At 31.9% G+C, this 20789-nt stretch carries 10 protein-coding genes; 7 read left to right on the top strand and 3 right to left on the bottom strand.

Going from position 1 to position 20789, the window contains the following annotated elements; all coding sequences use genetic code 11:
- Positions 1–7: 7 nt before the first annotated feature.
- Complete coding sequence (locus ACJBCC_RS16305) at positions 8–1198, top strand: acetate/propionate family kinase (RefSeq protein WP_299099894.1); 1191 nt, start codon at positions 8–10, stop codon at positions 1196–1198.
- A 226-nt stretch (positions 1199–1424) separates the two neighbouring features.
- Here the strand turns inward: ACJBCC_RS16305 and ACJBCC_RS16310 are convergent, their stop codons facing one another.
- Together ACJBCC_RS16310 and ACJBCC_RS16315 are read right to left on the bottom strand one after the other, a co-directional pair.
- A complete protein-coding gene (locus tag ACJBCC_RS16310) occupies positions 1425–3128 on the bottom strand; it encodes a patatin-like phospholipase family protein (protein ID WP_299099892.1) in 1704 nt (567 codons plus the stop codon).
- Positions 3129–3290: 162 nt separating this feature from the next.
- Positions 3291–3881, bottom strand: coding sequence for a hypothetical protein (locus tag ACJBCC_RS16315; RefSeq protein WP_299099890.1), 591 nt, complete (start codon positions 3879–3881; stop codon positions 3291–3293).
- 588 nt (positions 3882–4469) lie between these two features.
- Between ACJBCC_RS16315 and ACJBCC_RS16320 the strand changes: the two genes are divergently transcribed.
- From ACJBCC_RS16320 to ACJBCC_RS16345, 6 genes are all read left to right on the top strand, one after another.
- Positions 4470–4922 carry a hypothetical protein gene (locus ACJBCC_RS16320; protein ID WP_299099888.1) on the top strand — a complete coding sequence of 151 codons (453 nt, stop codon included), beginning with the start codon at positions 4470–4472 and terminating at the stop codon, positions 4920–4922.
- Between the two features lie 262 nt (positions 4923–5184).
- Positions 5185–6492, top strand: coding sequence for a hypothetical protein (locus ACJBCC_RS16325; RefSeq protein ID WP_299099886.1), 1308 nt, complete (start codon positions 5185–5187; stop codon positions 6490–6492).
- 58 nt (positions 6493–6550) lie between these two features.
- The gene (locus ACJBCC_RS16330) at positions 6551–8017 is read left to right on the top strand and encodes a gliding motility-associated C-terminal domain-containing protein (RefSeq protein WP_407557801.1); all 1467 of its coding nucleotides are present in this window, start codon (positions 6551–6553) and stop codon (positions 8015–8017) included.
- A 3-nt stretch (positions 8018–8020) separates the two neighbouring features.
- Entirely contained in the window at positions 8021–10480 is a 2460-nt protein-coding gene (locus ACJBCC_RS16335; RefSeq protein WP_407557802.1) for a PorP/SprF family type IX secretion system membrane protein, read from the top strand.
- A 69-nt stretch (positions 10481–10549) separates the two neighbouring features.
- Positions 10550–18763 carry a T9SS type B sorting domain-containing protein gene (locus tag ACJBCC_RS16340; RefSeq protein ID WP_407557803.1) on the top strand — a complete coding sequence of 2738 codons (8214 nt, stop codon included), beginning with the start codon at positions 10550–10552 and terminating at the stop codon, positions 18761–18763.
- Between the two features lie 27 nt (positions 18764–18790).
- Complete coding sequence (locus ACJBCC_RS16345; protein WP_299099877.1) at positions 18791–19774, top strand: type IX secretion system membrane protein PorP/SprF; 984 nt, start codon at positions 18791–18793, stop codon at positions 19772–19774.
- A 4-nt stretch (positions 19775–19778) separates the two neighbouring features.
- Here ACJBCC_RS16345 and ACJBCC_RS16350 read toward each other — a convergent pair whose 3' ends face one another.
- Positions 19779–20648 carry a winged helix-turn-helix domain-containing protein gene (locus ACJBCC_RS16350; RefSeq protein ID WP_299099875.1) on the bottom strand — a complete coding sequence of 290 codons (870 nt, stop codon included), beginning with the start codon at positions 20646–20648 and terminating at the stop codon, positions 19779–19781.
- Between the last annotated feature and the right edge of the window lie 141 nt (positions 20649–20789).

A 20789-nucleotide genomic window follows, 5' to 3' on the forward strand; every position in this document is an offset into this window, starting at 1 on the left:
AAAATATATGAATATACTAGTTATTAATTCTGGAAGCTCATCCATTAAATTTCAATTAATACAAATGCCTTCCAAAACCCTAATTTGTAGTGGTTTGGTAGAACGCATTGGCGAAAAGGATGCTATACTCAATTATAAAACAGATATTGTAAATTTAAAGAAAACACATCCTATAAAAAACCATAATGACGGTTTAACACGTGTCGTAAATTTATTATTAGATGTAGATAAAGGTGTTATAAAAAACACAGATGAAATTGCAATTGTAGGCCATCGTGTTGTTCATGGCGGAAATTCATTTTCTAACACCACTTTAATTACAGAAGACGTTAAAGGGCAAATTGGGGAATTTGCTGCACTTGCTCCTCTTCACAATCCTAATAATCTGATTGGTATTGAAGTAGCAGAAGCACTTTTTCCTAATGCTAAGCAAGCTGCTATTTTTGATACTGCATTTTTTCAAACTTTACCAGAAAAAGCAAAAAAATATGCGATTCCTAATGAATTGTATAAAAAACATAAGATTCAAGTATATGGATTTCATGGAACTAGTCATAAGTTCGTTAGTGAAAAAGCGATTCAATATTTAAAATTAAAAACTTCAAAAATTATTACCATCCATTTAGGCAACGGTTGCAGTATGACTGCTGTTGTTGATGGGAAAAGTGTAGATCACAATTTAGGCTTTACACCTTCAAATGGTTTAATTATGGGTACCAGAAGTGGCGATATAGATCACGCAATTGTATTTTATTTAGTAAACAGTTTAGGCTACAGCTTAGAAAAAGTGAATACTTTGTTGAATAAAGAAAGTGGTATGTATGGATTAACTGGTTATAGTGATCTTAGAGATATCCAAGCCCAAGCCGAGAAAGGAAATGAAGATTGCCAGTTAGCTTTAGCTATGAATGCCTACAGAATTAAAAAATATATTGGCGCTTATGTAGCAGCTATGAATGGATTAGATGCTATTGTTTTTACAGCAGGCATTGGAGAAAATTCTAGTGTAATTAGAGCAATGGTTTGTGAAAACATGGACTATTTTGGAATTGAAATAGATAAATCAATTAATGAATTAAGATCTTCCGAAATAAGAGAAATTAATACTTCCTCTGCTAAAACTAAAGTGTTAGTAATTCCAACTAATGAAGAATTAGAAATTGCTAAACAAGCGTATAACCTTGTTAATAGTTTATAGTTCATTTATTTTAAGATAAATGCTACGGCTTAAAACCCATAAAAGCTCCAGAATATCTCTGGAGCTTTTATAATTATTGGCAGATAATTAAATGTTTCTTTTTAGCGATTTCGCAAAATCAATTACTTTATGTTTCATTTAATGGTGCACCATAAGGTAGAAAGCGTTGAGCAATTTTAAAACATCAATATTAACTGAAATTTATACTTTTTTAACCTTCTGTTTGTTATTTTAAATCATTAACCAACCATAATGGATTTTTATTAAATGCTTGCCATTGTGTTTTTAAAACAGACTCTAGCTTATTAATTTCCTTAAAATCAGAAATACCACTTTCCTTATCTGCTTTCAGCTCTAAAATGTACTCTAGTAGCTCATAACAAATAGTAAATTGTCCGCAGGCAATTAAGGATTCCATTCTGTTATTGTCAATATCATTTTGATCCCACCATAATGTTGTTGGTGTTTTAGATGCTATTAAGCTTATATTCTTTAACTCATCACTTGGAAATGGTTTAATGTCTTGATTATAGTCAGTATTTTTATTGTATGGTGTTTCAACACCATTCAATTTATATATTGTTGCCGTGATACGTTTGTTTTTATATTCAGATTTAGAATAGAAATAATCATAATTAATTCGTCTAATTTGTTTCAGAAAAACGTCATTTATCATGGTCATTGAAGACGAAATTCTATTAGAAATCATAACTTTTATCAAGCTAATATCTAAGTTTTTAAAGGACATAACATCGTCTACAATTGGTTCTGGTACGTTTTTGTTAAAAAGAGTATTGAGTTTAGATAACTGCAAAGCTTTTATTTTTGAAACTATATAACCTAAGACCGTTACAAGGACGCCAAAACCTGTAATAAAGCCACCTATTACGCTTATATTACTAGAAGCTTTTTCTCCAAAAACGTTCAAGAAATTTAATGTTATAATCAGTATACCTGTGAATAGTATAAGTACATAGATTAATTTAAAACTGAAATATTTTAATATTTTGTCAATGGCTTGCTGCAAAGTACTATTTGATTCAATTTTTCTGGTATCTGGTTCCCAAGGATTCATTTTATAACTACCAACATCATTCACAATAATGAGGTCTAAAGCACCATTGTCAGTATTTTTCATTCTATTATTAATCAAAACCATACTCCCTATACCTTGGTTATCTGTTATACCACCATCCATGATACCAACACCGTTTTTAAAAAGGTCTGATTTTTTTAATTCCTTATAAGCTTTATCATCTCTAATTTTTATATAATCATCAGGGAAAACCATCGGTTCAAATCCGACAGGAAAACAAGATGACGATGCAATGACATCACCTAATTGAATTTGGTTCTTTAAAGCGTTTATTGCACTCTGGTTGTATTTGAATAGAGGATTGTTGCCAAAATAACCTTTGTTTTGAAATCGGTATGTTAAGCCAAAGGAGAAATCTGTAGCATTAAAGCATACATTTTCTAACTGATGTATTGATTCTTCTCTAAAACTATCAAACGCCCCTTTAAACAAAGGCATTTCTGAATACGTTAATGCAAAAGCATTTATTAATGATCTATTTTTATGGGAGTTAGTTTTCCAAATATTGTCGTCACTCAACTTACGTACTGCAGACTTTAATAACACATCATTTGTTGGTGTAAAAGTGTTATAAAACGTTTTAAAAAATGTTTTAAAATCGAAATCTTTTTCCTGCAAAGCCTTGGCGAAGGCAACTCCTGTAAGTGTTCCTCCACTCACTGTACTCAATGCTTTTACGGATTTTAAAAGCGATTTGTTTTTATAGGAAATAGCATCCAGATAAGATAGAATGCCCAATGTAAAAAAAGTAGCACGATAACCTCCTCCACTAAAACACAATCCAATTTTATTGAATGGTTCAAACTGTATTTCTTTTACTTTATCATTTCCCATTTACTAGTCATTTAAATCTTTTTTAAAGTTAGGCAATAATTAGATTTTTACTAAAGTAAGATCTCTTAATTTCTAAAATGAGGGAATTGTTCTTAAAATATTGGCATAAAAAAAAGTCCTGAATAATTTATTCAGGACTTTCTACTATTTAATGATTGTCTATTAAATAGACGTTGTATTTTCTTTTAAAACAATATTACGTTGTGCAACTAAAATATCGCCTTCAGTACTTAATTTTAAGATTCTTGTTACATCACCTTTTTTCTCCATTCTTTTTCTACAAGTCTTTGTTAATAAAGGATCTTCATCAAAAAGAAATGTTTCTACTTCGTATGCATCTTTTGAAGGTTCTTTTACAATAGGATATAATTGTTGCATTTGATTATATCTTCTATCACCACCTGGTACAAATGTATAAAACGTATAGTGGCCATCTGCATCAGTTTTTACCCAACCTCTGTGATTTACATAACGAGCATCTTTTTCGCCGAGTAACTCAAAATCGCCATTTTCATTTGGTTGTTCTATATATAGAATAACATCCTTAGCTGGTGTTATGCCATCACTTTTATAAATTATTCCAGAAACTTTAAGCTTATTCACTTTAGATGCATAATCTGGAATTGTATCAACATTAGTTAAATTAGCAGTTGTTTGATTGTAAATAGGTAACTTTTTAGAGTCTTGAGCAGAAATTAAAGTAGTTGCTCCTAAAAAGCTAATAAAGAAAATTAAATAAATACGAGTTTTCATAGGTTAAGCATTAAAGATTGAATCAAAATTCATGCTTTTTCTCAGTAAAACAATATAAATCTTACCAATGTAATATTTATACGATAAAGAGAAATTGAAAACTTAAAACTCCGACAAAGTACAGGTTTTCTTTAATTATCAATTAAAAATGAGAGAGTTAGTCTTATTGTTTAAAAATAACATTCACTTAACTATATATGATACCCTTCATTTTCTTAAAACGTTATAAGTATATAAGCTATTATTTTTATCGAAAATAAAAGATTAACACAGCTTGATATTAACATATATATTTGAAAGTACAACTACCATCAATTTCAATTAAATTTTAGATGAATTTTTACCATTTAAAATGTTCAATTTTAGGTTCTGATTTAGAAAAAATTATGATTTATTTTCGATTCACAGCATTTTTTGCGAAAAAGTATTTCATCGATAAAAACTGCATTTTACCAAGTAAATACGCAGTTCAACTAGTATTTAATGTATTTAATCGGTAAAATAAATCAAAAAAAATCTAAAAAATAGTTGGTTTCTTTAAATAATTGTATAGATTTGCTCAACTAAGAATAACATAAAAGCATAATTATGAAACTAAAATTTACTTTATTTAGTGCCCTTTTTTTACTGATGATAACGATGGGTTTTGCACAAAAAGATAAAGAGTCTCAAAGCATCATTAGCGGCAAAGTAAATATTTCAAAATATCATAGTCGTGAAGACTTAAAAAATATGGATAAAGGCGAACTATTAGTTCTATACATAGAGCGTATAGAGGTTATCGTTAATATTCTACCAAATATTGCTTTTGCAACAAAACCAGGAGTTACAATGGAATCTTTAGGAATTCCAGAAACAAAAGATAATAAAAAGGCTTTAGAAGAAAACATTGAGGCCTCAGATAATTATTTTGAAAGCACCATCGAATTTCAAAAATCAATATTACCCTATTCTGATACGTCAGATCTAATTGCCGCAATTTTGTTTTACGAATCAACTTTAAAGGCATTACATACGTATGAGGATTTCAAAAAAGATTAGTTAGTTTTATTTATTATAGTGTTTAAAGCCTTGACTTCATTGAGTCAAGGTTTTTTTTTAATTCTGACTGGATGATTGATTTTACAAACTTTCCATAAAACATGTAAAAATTCAGTTATCCACCTATTATTTGTAAGAAATTATACTAAAACATAATTAAATTATGCATTTCGTCGATATTATTTGTGTTTCATAGAATAAAATCTTATGTTTGGACCTAATAGTGAAATCCCAATTAATCTATTTAAAATATTAACCTACTATGAAAAAAATTACGCTTACTACAGTTATACTAATTTTTTTGTATTGCGGACTAAATGCACAACAAGAAAAAGGAATTACAGGATACAATAATTGGCTAGATACTTGGACAGATTTTAAACCCAATAAAGCTAATTATGATGAACCTAACCAAATACTTTCTGGTGACATATTTGAAAATACAACCTTAACCAAAAGGAACACATATTTACTATTGGGTGAAGTGTTTGTTACAAACTGTGCTACCTTAACTATTGAACCAGGAACTGTAATACTAGGTGACTATTCTACTAACGGATCGCTTACTATTAGTAAAGGTTCAAAAATTCAGGCTGTAGGTACTGCTACAGACCCAATTATTTTTACATCAAACAAAATGGATAAGAAAGCTGGTGATTGGGGCGGAATTTTTATTTTAGGTAATGCGCCAATAAATACTTTTGGTAAAGTAATGTCACTAAATTATGGATTAAACCCTTCTTCTACTGAAAGTATTAGTTACGGTGGAGATGATGAAAATAGTGACTCTGGTATTCTAAAATATGTGAGAGTTGAATATGCAGGTAAAAAAACTAAAGAATTTGGAAATTATAGCGCTATTACTTTGGCAGGAGTTGGTTTAAAAACAACGATAAACAATGTTATGGTAAGTTATAGTGATGGGAACTCTTATAATGTATTAGGAGGAAATGTTACAATATCTCAATCTGTTTCTTACAGATCTAGTAAAAATGATTTCAACTTTAATTATGGAACTCAATGCAGTCTTCGTAATTCTCTGGCAGTAAGATCTCCTTATATCTCAAGTGCAGATGGATCTAGATGTTTAAATATTAATTCATACGATCTAAAAGAAAATGCAGATACAAGTAAAAAAGAGACAAACGTAATCGCAGAAAACTTAACGTTGCTTAATGTAAGTAACGATTTGGAATCAGATATTCAAGTTGGTCTAGTACAAGAAGCTATTTATTTAGGTACTGACGTATCATTTCAAATTAACAAAAGTGTTATTTCTGGTTTTAGTCCGGCTGTTTACTTAGATACTAATATGGCAATTAACAGTGAAAATTTAGATAAAATAAAATTTACTAGATCTTATTTTAATAATTGTAATGGAAACATTTTTAGAAAAGATTATATCAATAATGATGACTTAGAAAGTTGGTATGGTAGTAGAGCATTTGATAATGTTTATTCTAAAGGTCCAGACTCTGAAACTTTTATAAACTCTAATCATAGTAAATATCCTGATTTTAGATTAAGAATTAATAAAATTATAGCTTCTAACGATACAGAACAAGATTAAAACATATCTAATAAGAATTAATACATTTTAAACCTTATTAAAAAATCCCCTTAACCCAATGCTTAAACCTACTTACCTCAAAAGTCTTATTTATGGACTCTGCTTTTTTGCATTATTTACGCAAGAAGGATTATACGCGCAAATAGTTATAGGTACACCGAGTCTTGGTTTTACACAAGCATGTGCAAATGACGATTTTAATTCGTTTAGTACAACATTTATATTTTCACCAGAGACTGGTTTATATCCTACAAACCAATTTTCAGTAGAATTATCAGATTCTGAGGGCGATTTTACAAATCCTGAAGTTATATATTCATCAATACCAGGTTCAGTGACGACGTCTCCTGCAACATTAGATTTTTCAATTCCAGAAACAGCTTCTGGAGAAAATTATAGAATTAGAATAACGAGCAGTGCTCCTATAGCAACAAGTTCTAATTCCGTTTCATTTGCTGCCTATTTTAAGCCGCAAGATTCACCATTTAGTATTAATAATTTAGTTTCAACTGGTGCATTTTGTGCTGGTGGAAGTTATATATTGAGCATAGATAATCCTGGCACAAGTAATAACGATTCACCTTTACAATATCCAAGTCTGTCATATAAATGGTATAGAGAAACAAGTCCTACTACTTTTGAGTTTGTAGCAGAAGGAGAAACATTAGAGGTTACATCAAACGGTACATACTTTGCTAGAACAGACTATGGAAGCTGCACATCAGATTCATTCTCTAATCGTGTTACAATTACCGAAGTTGTTTCCGGTCAAGCAAATGCTACAATCGTTTCTAGTTTAGGAAATCCATATTGTCCAGGTGAAGGCACAACGACATTAAGTACATTTAACGGTATATCTTACCAATGGTTTAAAGATGGAGAGTTAATCACAGACGCAACATCTCAAATGTATGAAACTAATGATTCTGGAACATTTTCAGTTCAAGTAGATTTAGGAGATTGTTCAGCTTCTGGTTCAATAGACTTAGTTAGCGAATTATTTGAAAGCAGTATTGATGTTCCTGAATTTAATGAAACTTTAGAAGGCTATCCTATTGAAGTGAACCTTACAACTAATGCTAGTAATCCTGAATTTTCATGGTATTTAGACGGTATTTTAATTGAGGGAGAAACTGAATCGTATTTTGAAGCGACTGAATTTGGTGAATATACAGCTGTAATTACCTCAACTACAGGTTGTGAAGCCTCAGTAGAATATGTATTTACAGTTCAAGAAGCTGTAGATTTTTTCCCAGATGTAGAAGAAATACCTAACGTAATAAGTCCTAATGGAGATGGTATAAATGATACATGGATTATTCCACAAATCTATCATACAGACAATACAAATACTGAAGTTATCATAATGGATAATCGTGGTAAAGTAATATTAAAGACGGTCTCTTATCAAAATAATTGGCCTGAATACGACCTAAACCTATCTAGTGTAAATCATGTGTATTATTACGTTATTACAACAGAAGACAATAAAACAAAAAAAGGATCAATAACCGTAGTTAAATAAATCATGAAAAAACTTCTACTTTTAATATTATGTATCTGCTCAGCGCAGACGTTTTATTCGCAAGAAGATGATGACGGTGTGGTTTCACTTGATTTACCTGCGAGAAATTCATTAACCTTTAATAGATTTAATATCAACCCAACTTTTAGTTTTGTAAGAGAACAAACAACAACTATCAGTTTCAATAACAAAAGAGAATGGGTACAATTCGATGATGCACCTACAACCTATTTTGGCAGTTATTCTGGTAGAATTAGTGAAAATATTGGAGCAGGAATTGGTGTTTTCCAACAAAATTATGGTGTATTAACAACCTTTGGTGGTATACTTAACTTTGCCTACAATGCCAGAATTGGTAGTGTTAACAACCTTACATTTGGTTTAAATGTTGGCGCATATAAAAGTGGCATTAATACAGGACGTATAGTCTCTAATTTTGATGATCCTTCGTTACAAAACGTCCCAGAGAATACGTTATTAACTATTAATCCAGGTATTAATCTTGGTACTGAGTATTTAGATTTTGGATTATCTATTAACAATTTAGCATTATATAATTTTAGTACATCGTCTCTTGTAGATGTTAATCCTGAGCAAAGTATTGAAGCTCATATTATGTACACAGGCTACATGGATAGTAAGGGATTTTTTGATGAAAGTAAATTTACGGGTTTATTAAAATCTGATATTTATGAAAATAAAACTATTATATCAGCTTTAGCAATGATAACAGTGCCTAAAGGATTCTGGTTTCAAGGTGGTTACAATTCTGTATATGGTGCCACAGTTGGTGCTGGTTTAAATATTACAAAAAATATTGCATTAGAATACAATTATGAAAATGCTATAGGAAAACTAAGCAATTTTGGTAATTCTCACGATTTTACTATTGCATATAGATTTGAAAAGCAAGACTACTACGATTATAGTCCTCAAGATGAATTAACAAGTATTTTAGCTAAAGATAATAGAAGACGTGTCATTGCTAAATCAAAAGCAAAAGAGGAAAAATCTAAAAAAGAGGCCGAAAAAGCAGAACAAAAAGCTAAGAAAGAAGCGGAAGCTGAGGCTAAGGAAATAGCTGAACAGAAAGCTCAAGAGGAAGCTGATGCCAAAGCAAAACAAATAGCTGAACAAAAAGCGCAAGAAGAAGCTAATACAAAAGCTAAACTAATAGCTGAGCAAAAAGCACAAGAAGAAGCTGATGCTAAAGCTAAACAAATAGCTGAACAAAAAGCGCAAGAAGAAGCTGATGCCAAAGCTAAACTTATAGCTGAGCAAAAAGCGAAAGAAGAAGCTGATGCCAAAGCGAAACAAATAGCTGAGCAAAAAGCACAAGAAGAAGCTGATGCCAAAGCAAAACAAATAGCTGAGCAAAAAGCACAAGAAGAAGCTGATGCTAAAGCGAAACTAATAGCTGAGCAAAAAGCACAAGAAGAAGCTAATGCAAAAGCTAAACTAATTGCTGAGCAAAAAGCACAAGAAGAAGCTGCTGCTAAAGTAAAAGAGGAAGCAGATGCTAAAGCGAAACAAATTGCAGAACAAGAAGCTGAATTGCTGTCCTCAGAAGAAGATTTAATTGAGAATCCAAAAGATGAGCTTGCTAAATCGATGAAGGAGTTATCACAATCAACTGAAGATTCAAAAGAAACTCAAAATGACTTATTGAAGAAGTTTGATGAGATTGTTACAATTAAAAATAATGACCTAAAAGACCTTAAAGAAGAAAATGATTTAGGAGATCAGGGAATTACTGTAGCGCCTAAACCTTTTAAAAGTGTTACTGCAGAAAACAATAAGCTAAATGCAATTAAAACAGACTTAGAAAAAGTAATATTAAATAGAAATGATAAAATTGAAGAATTAACAGAACTATACAATGAACGTGCAGAAATTGATGAATTTGCAATGGATGAAGTTAACTTATTTTATAAAGGGGAAATAGATAAGTTAAAGTTAGAGCAAGAAAAAGCAACTGAAGTTAAAATAGCATTAGATTCTAGACTTGAGACTATTAATATAGCTACAGAGGTAGAAAAAAGAAGACGTATTAAGCGCGCTGCCTACACTAATGAAGAAGACAGATATAACCAAGATAGATCTTTACTTCAAAACATTAAAAAGACGACAGTATTAAATGAGACGGCTTACACGTCTGAAGATTTTGATTATGGCGAAGATTTAGGAAGTAGTATCATAATTCTAAAAAATATTGAAAATGTAGAAAGTGGTTACTACCTAATTATCGCTGTACATAATGATATAAAACGAAGAAATGATTTTGTGACTAAAGTTGTATCTGCAGGTAGAACTGATATTGATTTCTTCCACGACGTAAGTACAAGTAAATACTACATCTTCTACGAGAAATTTGATAATATTAAAGACGCGAATAACGCATTAAAAACTAAAGGAAACAGACCATACAATGGAAAAATGTCAATAGTAAAAATTGAAAATTAATAAGTGTTAAGCTGTTTTCATCTTTATCTCTGCCCTGAGGAAAAAGATGAAAACTAAAAATAAAATACCATGAAAAAACCTACTTTTTCTAGAATTGTCCTAATTGCTCTATTGTTAATTTTGGGAGAGCAATTATATTCTCAAAACTTAGTACCCTTCTCTCCTAGGTACGATGAAGCAATAAAAGGAGATATGTTATTAATTGGAAACAGTAATGTGGGATTACATGTGTCCAATCCATATAACGGAGATAATAGTAACGATTCCTTAAATGCTGCAGTCTATGTAGATATAGATGGTGATCCAACAACATTTAACTCTAGTAGTGCAGATTTAGATGTGCCTAGTGATGACAGTTGTTATCAAATCGTTTATGCTGGCTTATATTGGAGTGCAGTAGTTGATGGCAACGAACCAATTTCTGATGTAAAATTTAAAGTTCCAGGAGGAGATTATGTAGACATTACAGGGACGGAAATATACTATCAAAACGCCCCAAACGACAGTCAATCAAACACTTACGCATACTACCATGATGTAACTTCAATGCTCACAGCATTACCAAACCCAGAAGGAACATATGGCGTAGCAAACATATCAACAAGAGTTGGGTCTAAACCCAATAGTGAAGGACTATCTGCAGGATGGTCTTTATTCGTTATATATGAAGATCCATTATTACCAAGTAAATATATTACATCATTCGATGGTTTTACCAAAATTACGAGTGTTATAAACGAAACTTTTCCTGTAAGTGGTTTTAATACCATTCCAACAGGACCAGTAAGAGCAAAATTTGCATTCGCGACAATAGAAGGTGATAAAAAATGGACTGGAGATTACTTACAATTAAATGGAAGTACAATTAGTGTTACCAATAACGCAGGTGATGTAATTAGACCTGCAGATAATTTCTTTAATAGTTCAGTTTCAGATATTAATCCTACCACAAATACCTCTGAGTTATTTACTAATCGAATTCCGAATAGCTCAAACACCTTAGGGTTTGATGCTGGTATTGTAAATATACCGAACCCAGGGAATACATTAATTCCCAATAATGCTACCTCAGCAAATATTACTCTCGGTAGTAATTTAGATATATACTATTACTACTTCAGTGCCTTTGCAATCGAAATCATTGCACCAAACATTGTACTTACAAAGATCGTAGAAGATGACTTAGGAAATAATATTGGTGACGAACTTGTAGGATTAGGGTCTCCTGTTAACTATGTAATTGGTTTTCAAAATACAGGAAATGATGATGCCACTAACATGCAAATTAGAGATATTTTACCCGTAAATATTGTCTATAATCATCCTACTGATTTAGTATTACCTGCTGGAGTAACTGTTTCAAGTTATAACCCAGTTACAAGAGAATTAATATTTGATATAGATAATTCTATAGTTGAAGAAAATGATCCAGTATTAGAAATAAGAATTGAAGCGCAAGTTGTAGATTCTTGTTCAGAATTACTGGAAGCATGTTCTAATATTATACAGAATCAGGCTTTCTGTTCATACCAAGGAACCATAAATCCAGATTTTACTATAACTGATGATCCTAGTTTAAGTTCTAATACAGGTTGTTTAATTACACCACAAGCCACAAACTTTTTGGCAGATTTAGACTGTGGTTTTCAAGAAAGTGTGATATTATGTGGAGACAGTGTAGAATTAACTGCGGCTAATGGATATGATTCATATGCGTGGTCTACAAGTCCTACTGGTACACCTGTTATCGATACATCACAATCTATTACGGTTACAGAATCAGGTTCATATTATTCATATAATACAGCAGTTGCGCCTTGTCAATCAATTATTCAACGTTTTAATGTTGAATTATTTGGAAGTAATACGACTAACCCTGTCATTCCATACGCTGATGAAGTTGTAACCTGTCCTAATAATGGAAAAGAACTACCAAACATATTTTTATGTGGTGCTAATGATTCAAGACATATACAAACTAATATATCAAGCTCTACTTCTATTATTTGGGAAAAGTTAGATGAAACAAGTTGTTCCGCAGTTACAAATAATGATTGCGCCAATGAAGATACAGCTTGTACTTGGAACAGTGTTGGCAATGGTTCTGATTTTGTTGCAGACACATCAGGTCAATATAGAATAACAATAAATTATCCAGGTGGTTGTTTTGTACAATTTTATTTTAACGTCTATGAAAACTTATTAAATCCAACTGTAGATGCCTCTGATATTATTTGTACTACAGATGGTAGTATTACAGTAAACAATGTGCCTTCTGGATATGAGTATAGTTTAGATGGTATAACATTTCAAACTAATAATGTATTTCCAATTAATACAGCTGGAATATATACAGTTTATATCAGACAAATTGGAGCTACAACTAACCCTTGTGTATTTGAAGTTCCGGATGTTCTCATAAGAGATCGTGAATTCACAGCTTCTACAACTGTAACACAACCTTTATGTCATGGCGACAAAGGAAGTATTCAATTAGCGGCAAATGATGTAGATCCACAATACACATTTACACTACATCAAGGTGCTACTTTAGTAAATACTGTAGGACCAATAGTAGATAATAACTATACATTTCAAAATTTAAATACAGGAACTTATACAGCAACTATTGAATCTGAAAATGGTTGTACTGTTGTTGAAGAAATAACTATAACAGAACCAGATCTATTAACAGCTACTGTAGCTTTAACTACGCCTCTATCTTGTGAAGATGGTGTTATTACAGTTTATCCTGTTGGCGGAACATCGCCATATTACTATTTTGTAAATGGTAGTACAGATTTTCAGTCGACTCCAGAAATCACTGTATCAACAGCAGGAACTTATACTGTTGAAGTTATTGATGCAAACAATTGTAGCACAAGCGTCACTATTGATGTTGAAGCTATTGCTGAACCAGAATTTAATGTTACAAAAACAGATATTACTTGTGCAGATGAAGCTAATTCTGGAGCTATTATAGTAAATGTTACTAACGCAAATGGAAATAGTATTTTGTATAGTATTGATGGTGGTATTACTTATCAAAACTCTAATACATTTACTGGTTTAACAGCTGGTAGTTATAGTGTGATCTTACAATATACAACTGGCACTGCTGATTGTACTACTGATCCACAGACCGTTGATATTAATTCTGGAGCTTTAATTACAGGAACAGCAGAACTTACAACTCCTTTAACGTGTTTAGATAATGGAACAATAACAGTATCTAATGTTTCAGGAGGTGATGCACCATATACGTATAGTTTAGATGGTGTTAACTTTCAAACAAATAATGTTTTTGATGATTTATCTCAAGGTACTTATACAGTTATAATAAAAGATAATAGTGGCTGTTCAGTTGCATCAAACGAAATAGAAATTGATCAATTAAGTCCTCCAACAGATCTAACTTTTGATAATTCAGCAGTAACATGTCCTACAAATACATCTACTGTTTCAATTACAGGTTCTACAGGAGGAATTGGAACGCTAGAATATCAAATTACAGCACCATCTGCGAATGCAACATCATATCAAACTTCAACTAGTTTCTCTGATCTTGAACCAGGAACTTATACATTCCAAGTAAAAGATGAAAATGATTGTGTATACTCAGAAACTTATACTATTGATCCAATACCAGTACCAACTCTAGATATCGTTCTTACCAAAGATTTAGATTGTACAACATCTAGTGATGCTGTTATTACAGGTTCAATTACTGGTCCTGCGCCTTATACTTATGCAGTCTCTTTTAATGGTGGTGCATATTCTTCATTAGTATCAACTGGTACACCTTTTACCTATGCTACTGCTAACAATGGGACTTACCAGTTTCAAATTACTGATGCTAATGGTTGTATTGCAGAATCTTCAGAAATAACTGTAGATCCTATTTCAACGCCTGCACTAAGCTTAGTCGCTCAGACACAACCTATTTTATGTAATGGAGATACTAATGGTGCTATTGAAGTTACCATAGATACTTCTGTAGGAACAGCGCCTTTCACTGTAAATGTTAATAATGATACAACGGGAACTGATTTCGGTACCCAAACGTCGAGTTTACCAGCAGGAACATATACAGTAACTGTAACGGATTCAAAATCTTGTACAGCTACTGAAACAATAACAATAGATCAACCAGATGCTATAGTTTTAGATTATGACGCCATCGATATTACGTGTACTACTGGTGGTGTATCTCAAGGATCTGTGATAATAAATTCTGTTTCTGGAGGAACATCTCCTTATAATTATTTTGTAACAGGAACAAACGGTTATTCTAATTCTGAATTAAATAATACAGGTTCTACATCAGTTAATTTTGATGTTGTAGATTTCGGTTTATATCAAATTAATGTAGTCGATGCAAATGGATGTTCTATCTTAGTACAAGATGTACTTGTAGCCTCTCCTCCAACAGATTTAGATATTAACATTGTATCTACAGTAGATTGCTTAACAGGTGGCGAAGCTGAGGTAAGCGTTGGTTCTTCTTTAAGTAGTTCTGGTCCTTTTTTCTTTAGTATTTATGAAGGCCCTTCTACTGTTTATCCAACAGGAACATGGTTAGCAGAGGATACTCCTGGCAGTCAATCGGCAACGTTTACGGGTTTAATGCCTGGTGTGCTTTATACGTTTATTGTATTCGATCAATCGACTAATTGTAGTTATTATGAACCATCAACAGTTGCAATACCGACGAGTTCTACATTAACTACGTCTGCTTTTAGTTCAAATAATATTACGTGTACTGGAAGTGCAGATGGTAATGCTTCTTTCACAGTAAACAGTGTTTATGGTACTTCTGTAAATGTTAATTACGAAATATTTGATTCAATGTCATTAAATTCTACTGGAATTACTGGCACAGGAACTATTCCTGCAAATGGATCACTTGATGTTACCAATCTTGGACCATTACCTTTTGGGAATTATTTTGTTTCAATAAGTGAAACTTCTGGTCCAAATACAGGCTGTGGAATAGTGACTGCTCCTTTTAATATTACTGAATCTGCTATTGCTTTAGAATTAGCTGTTTCTATAGATAACAATGCAAATTGTAACGCTAACTCAGGTGTTATAAGTGCAATTGCTTCAAACGGAACATCGCCTTATAAATATCAGATTACAACATCAGCTTCAGCACCTTTAGCTTCAGATTCTGGTTGGAATTCTACTAGTACTTTTAACCAAGATGCTGGTAGTTATTACGTACATACTATCGATGCTAATAACTGTATTGTGACGAGCCCAGTTCAAATATTGAATATGGATCCTACTCCTGTTATTTCTGCAGTGAATACAAATCAATGTACAGTAGCCGAAGGTGAATATGAAATAGAAGTTACTTTAGATACTGTTGGTATGCCACCTTACACTGTAAGTATTAATGGAGGTGCATTTCAAACTCAAACATTCCCATTCACACTTACCAACTTATATTCTGGTGCTCACTCTATCTCAATAAAAGATGTCAACGGTTGTGGTAATACTGTGAATTTAAATGTTGTTTCTCCAATTACTTTAACTCCAGAAGTAACAGCATTACCTACATGTGCTAATGATGATGGAGAAATCACTATTACTGGTAATGGAGGTTCAGGTTCTTATACTTATAGTATAGCACCAAATACAGCTTCAATTGCTTTAACAGGAAACATATTTTCTGGTGTACCATCTGGCACTTATACTATAACAATAACTGATACGGTTACCTCTTGTACAGAAGAAGTTTCTGTTACATTAGCAGAAGCCATTCTTCCTATTTTTACTTTAGAACCAACATCTGTTGTTTGTTTTGGCGACAATGCTGGATCATTTGAAATAAACATAGAAAACTATACAGGTTCTTATACGTATGAAGTACTTGATGATTCAAACACATCGGTAACAGGTGTTGTAAACGCTAATACTTCAGTTAATCCAGAAACTGTTTCTGGTATGGAAGCAGGAATCTTTACAGTGATAATTACTGAAACAGAATTTCCATTCTGTTCTGCAGAAAATGATGTAATAATAACATCACCAACAGCACCTTTAACTTTAAGTGTTTCTGAAACATCTGATGTTACGTGTAACAATAACGAAGGTACTATAACGGCTACTGCAACAGGTGGTTGGGGAGATTTAGAATATGAATTAACAGGAGATGCTACTATTGCTTATTCTTCAAATAATTCATTTACAGATCTTTCGGCTGGTTCTTATATTGTTAATGTAAGAGATTCTGGAGGTTGTATTGTATCTGAATCTATTACTTTAGAAACACCAACGCCAATTACTGCAACGTTTACACCAAGTACAGCAATATTGTCTTGTTTTGGAGATCAAGATGCGAGCATTAGTATTACTAATGTATCGGGTGGACAAGGATCTAACTATTCTTATACGCTTAATACAGTATTACCAACAGCAAGTACATCTGGCCCACAAACATCTAATGTGTTTGAAAACTTAGGTCCAGGTACCTATTTTGTAAGAATTACAGATGGATATGATTGTGAATTAACTTCCATTGATATTGTTATCAATGAACCGACTCCTGTTGAAGCAAGTTTAGTAAGAACTACTACTCAAACATGTTTAACAGAATCGACTTTAACATTAAGTGCAACAGGCGGAACAGGTATATATTCATATAGTGCAAACCCTTCTTTTAGTCCAATTCTAGGAACTTTCGCTTCGTCGACAACATTCTCTGTTCCAGATGGTACTTATTCATATTATGTGCAAGATGCGAATGGTTGTGTTACAAATGTTTCAAATGAAATTACAGTAGACCCATTACCTACTCTTACGGTTACTTTAGAATCTACAAACCCAACTATTAATTGTGCTGGTGATAATAATGGAACTATTTCGGCAACAGCTTTAGGAGGACTAGGAAATTACACATACACATTACAAGATTCGTCAGGTAACCCATTAACAGCAACTCAAAATAGTCCTGGTTATTTTACTGAGCTTTATGCAGGGAATTATATTGTATTTGTTGAAAGTGGTGATTGTGTAGCTACTTCAGCACCAATATCTATTACTGAACCAGATGCACCATTAGATGCGACTATTGATGTTAACAATGTTTCGTGTGCAGGAAATAACAATGGATCAGTTGAAATTACAGCAACTGGTGGCACTGGTGTTGTTAAATTTGCTATATCGCCTCAATTAAATCAGTTTTTTGAGACGACTTCTATTGACAATCTATCTCCAGGTGATTATGAATTAATTGTTCAAGATGAATTAGGTTGTTATATAAACTTTAGTTTTTCAATCTCAGAACCAAATCCTGTTATTTTAAATATCGTAGCGGATTCATTTTTTCCAGAAGTATGTTCTGGAGACGAAGATGGCGAGTTCAGTATTTCAATTTCTGGCGGAACATTACCTTACAGCGTAAGTCTCGATAACTATGACGGACCTTATACATTAGGAAGTATTTCACAGAATGAATTCGATTTTACAGATCTTGAAGGTGGTGATCACATTGTCTATGTAAGAGATGCTGAAGGTTGTGAATCTGAGTGGAATATTACGTTCCCTCCTTCTGTAAGTATTCTACCAGAGGTAATTATTGAAAATATATGTGAAGATAATACGCAAGGTAATATTGTTACCGTAACAGTAGATGACTCAATTGTTGATCTGACACAATTAGATTATTCTTTAAATGGTGGACCATACCAACAAAGTGAAAAGTTTACTAATGTACCTGTAGGAACAGATCATTATATAGATGTTAGACATTCTAACGGTTGTATACAAACTACGGAATTCTTTGATATTGAAGCTACTACTCCTATTACTTTAACCTTAGTTGAAGGTGAGTTAAATCAGTTCATTGCTAATGCATCTGGTGGTGAAGGTGGATATGAATTTACTATGAATGGCGAAGATTATGGAACTGAAAATTCATTCATTATCACGGAATCTGGAATTTATGAAGTTACTGTAACGGACAGCACAGGTTGTTTTGCCAAAGCACAAATTGTATTAGAATTTGAAGATATCTGTATTCCAAATTGGTTTACTCCAGATGGTGATGGTGAATTTGACACTTGGGCTCCTGGTTGTACAGAAAATTATCCAAATCTAACCTTTGATATTTTTGATCGCTACGGTCGTAAAATAGCTGAATATCATGTCGGAGAAGTGTGGGATGGACGTTATAATGGTAGAGAATTACCAACAGGTGATTACTGGTTTGTAGTTAAAACAAACGACTCATCTCATGATAAAGAATTTGTAGGACATTTTACCTTATATAGATAATAGTAAAGAACATTAAAAGAAAGCATTATGAAAAAAATCACACTATATTTTCTCTTTTTGATCTTTGCTCAAGGCTATGGTCAAGAATTAAATTTACCTGTATTTACACAGTATTTATCTGAAAACAATTTTGTTATTTCACCCACCTATGCAGGTATAGGCGATAATTTAAAAATTAGAGCAAATGGACTAACACAATGGGTTGGAATTAAAAACGCACCAGATAACCAATCAATTTATGCAGATTTTAGAATTGCAAATACTACAGGTATAGGTATCTCTGCATACACTGATAAAAATGGAAACACTAGGCAAAAAGGTGTTAAATTCTCTTTCGCCCATCATTTAATTTTAGATTATAAGTCAAAACAATATTTATCCTTTGGGTTATCGTATAACATCAATAGCTTTAGAATTGATATTGAAAATTTTAATACAACTTATGATATTCCAATATTAGATCCTAGTATTACAGATGATAGATCAGTCTCTAATAATAACTTTGATGCAGGTTTTCTTTACCGTTGGAAAGCATTTTATTTAAGTTTTAATGCCAACAATTTCATGAAGAAAGATACTGATCCTTATGTTGGTTTAGAACCTAGTCGATTATTAAATTATCAGTTATATTCTGGTTTAGTTTTAAAGACAAAAAACAACAAAGATGTGGAGTATGAACCTTCTGTATTTTTTCAATTCTTTGATAGCGATAAAAGATCTAGTACAGATCTCAATTTTAAATACCGAAAATTTAACAGAAAAGGCGATTACTATTGGTTAGGTGCGTCATATCGCTTTCTAAATGATCAGTTTTTTCAACCGCTCAATTTAGGACCTATGGCAGGAATAACATTTAACAAATTCTATTTTGGTTATGCATATCAATTCACATTTAATGATTTATCTGGTTACAATACTGGTACACATATGATCACTATTGGACTAGATTTATTTCAAGGTGCTAGTAATTGTGCATGTACAAAAGGAACGAGTAAGAGTTATTATAGATAGTGTATTATATATCTGTTTCTAATTTATAACCTACACCATGGATATTAGTTATCCTTATAGTGCTATCCGCTTTTAATTTTTTTCGTAGTTTGGAGATGTATGTATCAAGGCTTCTGCCAACAAATACACCGTTATCCTCCCAAACACGCTTAGTAAGCTCATCTCTTTTAATGATTTGATTCGGGTTGGCCACTAATAGTGCAAGTAATTCGCATTCTTTTTTAGATAATGCTATTTCCTCGCGCTCTTTAACTAATTTATTTTGTTCAGGATAAAAGTAGAAAATTCCTAATTTTTCACTTGTCTCATTATTATGCTTGTCATTACTAATATATTTTTTAACACCAAAATACAGAATACAAACAAGGACTAAGCCTAATATCAAAATTATTCCACTATTACTATAACTGAATTTAGTAGTGTTTTCAACATCGATAAATTGGAGTTGAATAATATAACAAGCTTTAGGTAAATTGCGACCTAAACAAGGAATAATTGTCCTTTCCTTTTCATCATTAACTTGAAAACTATATGATACTATTTCAGTTTTGCAGTCTTTTACCTCTACTCTATATTGATTTGATAAATCTGCTTTTTGTAAACTTTCTTCAATAATTTTGGTTAAGGTGCTTGGTTCAATAGACAATGGATCATTAAACGATAACTGATATTTATGAGAATTTAAGGGAATTACAGGTAAAACTAAGGATGTAGAATCTTTGTTTTCTAATAAAACTTTGTTACCAATATCTCGAATGGCAATTTTGGTAATTTCATTTAATTCTGTGTTTTGATCCGATGAGCAACATATAAGACTTAAGATTCCTATTACTACGATTATTTTATAAAAGAAAAAACGTTTTATTAATTTCATAATTACAGTAAAGAACCAATAATTCTTCGAGAAATAAACTAGTTTGACATTTATTTCACAGTTTTTTTACATTTTTAGAGTTACTAATATTTAATGAACGTTAAAAAATATATTGAAATAATTACATTAATTAATATTTCA

Origin of the sequence: Winogradskyella sp. 4-2091 (assembly GCF_045765065.1) — a bacterium.
Classification (GTDB): domain Bacteria; phylum Bacteroidota; class Bacteroidia; order Flavobacteriales; family Flavobacteriaceae; genus Winogradskyella.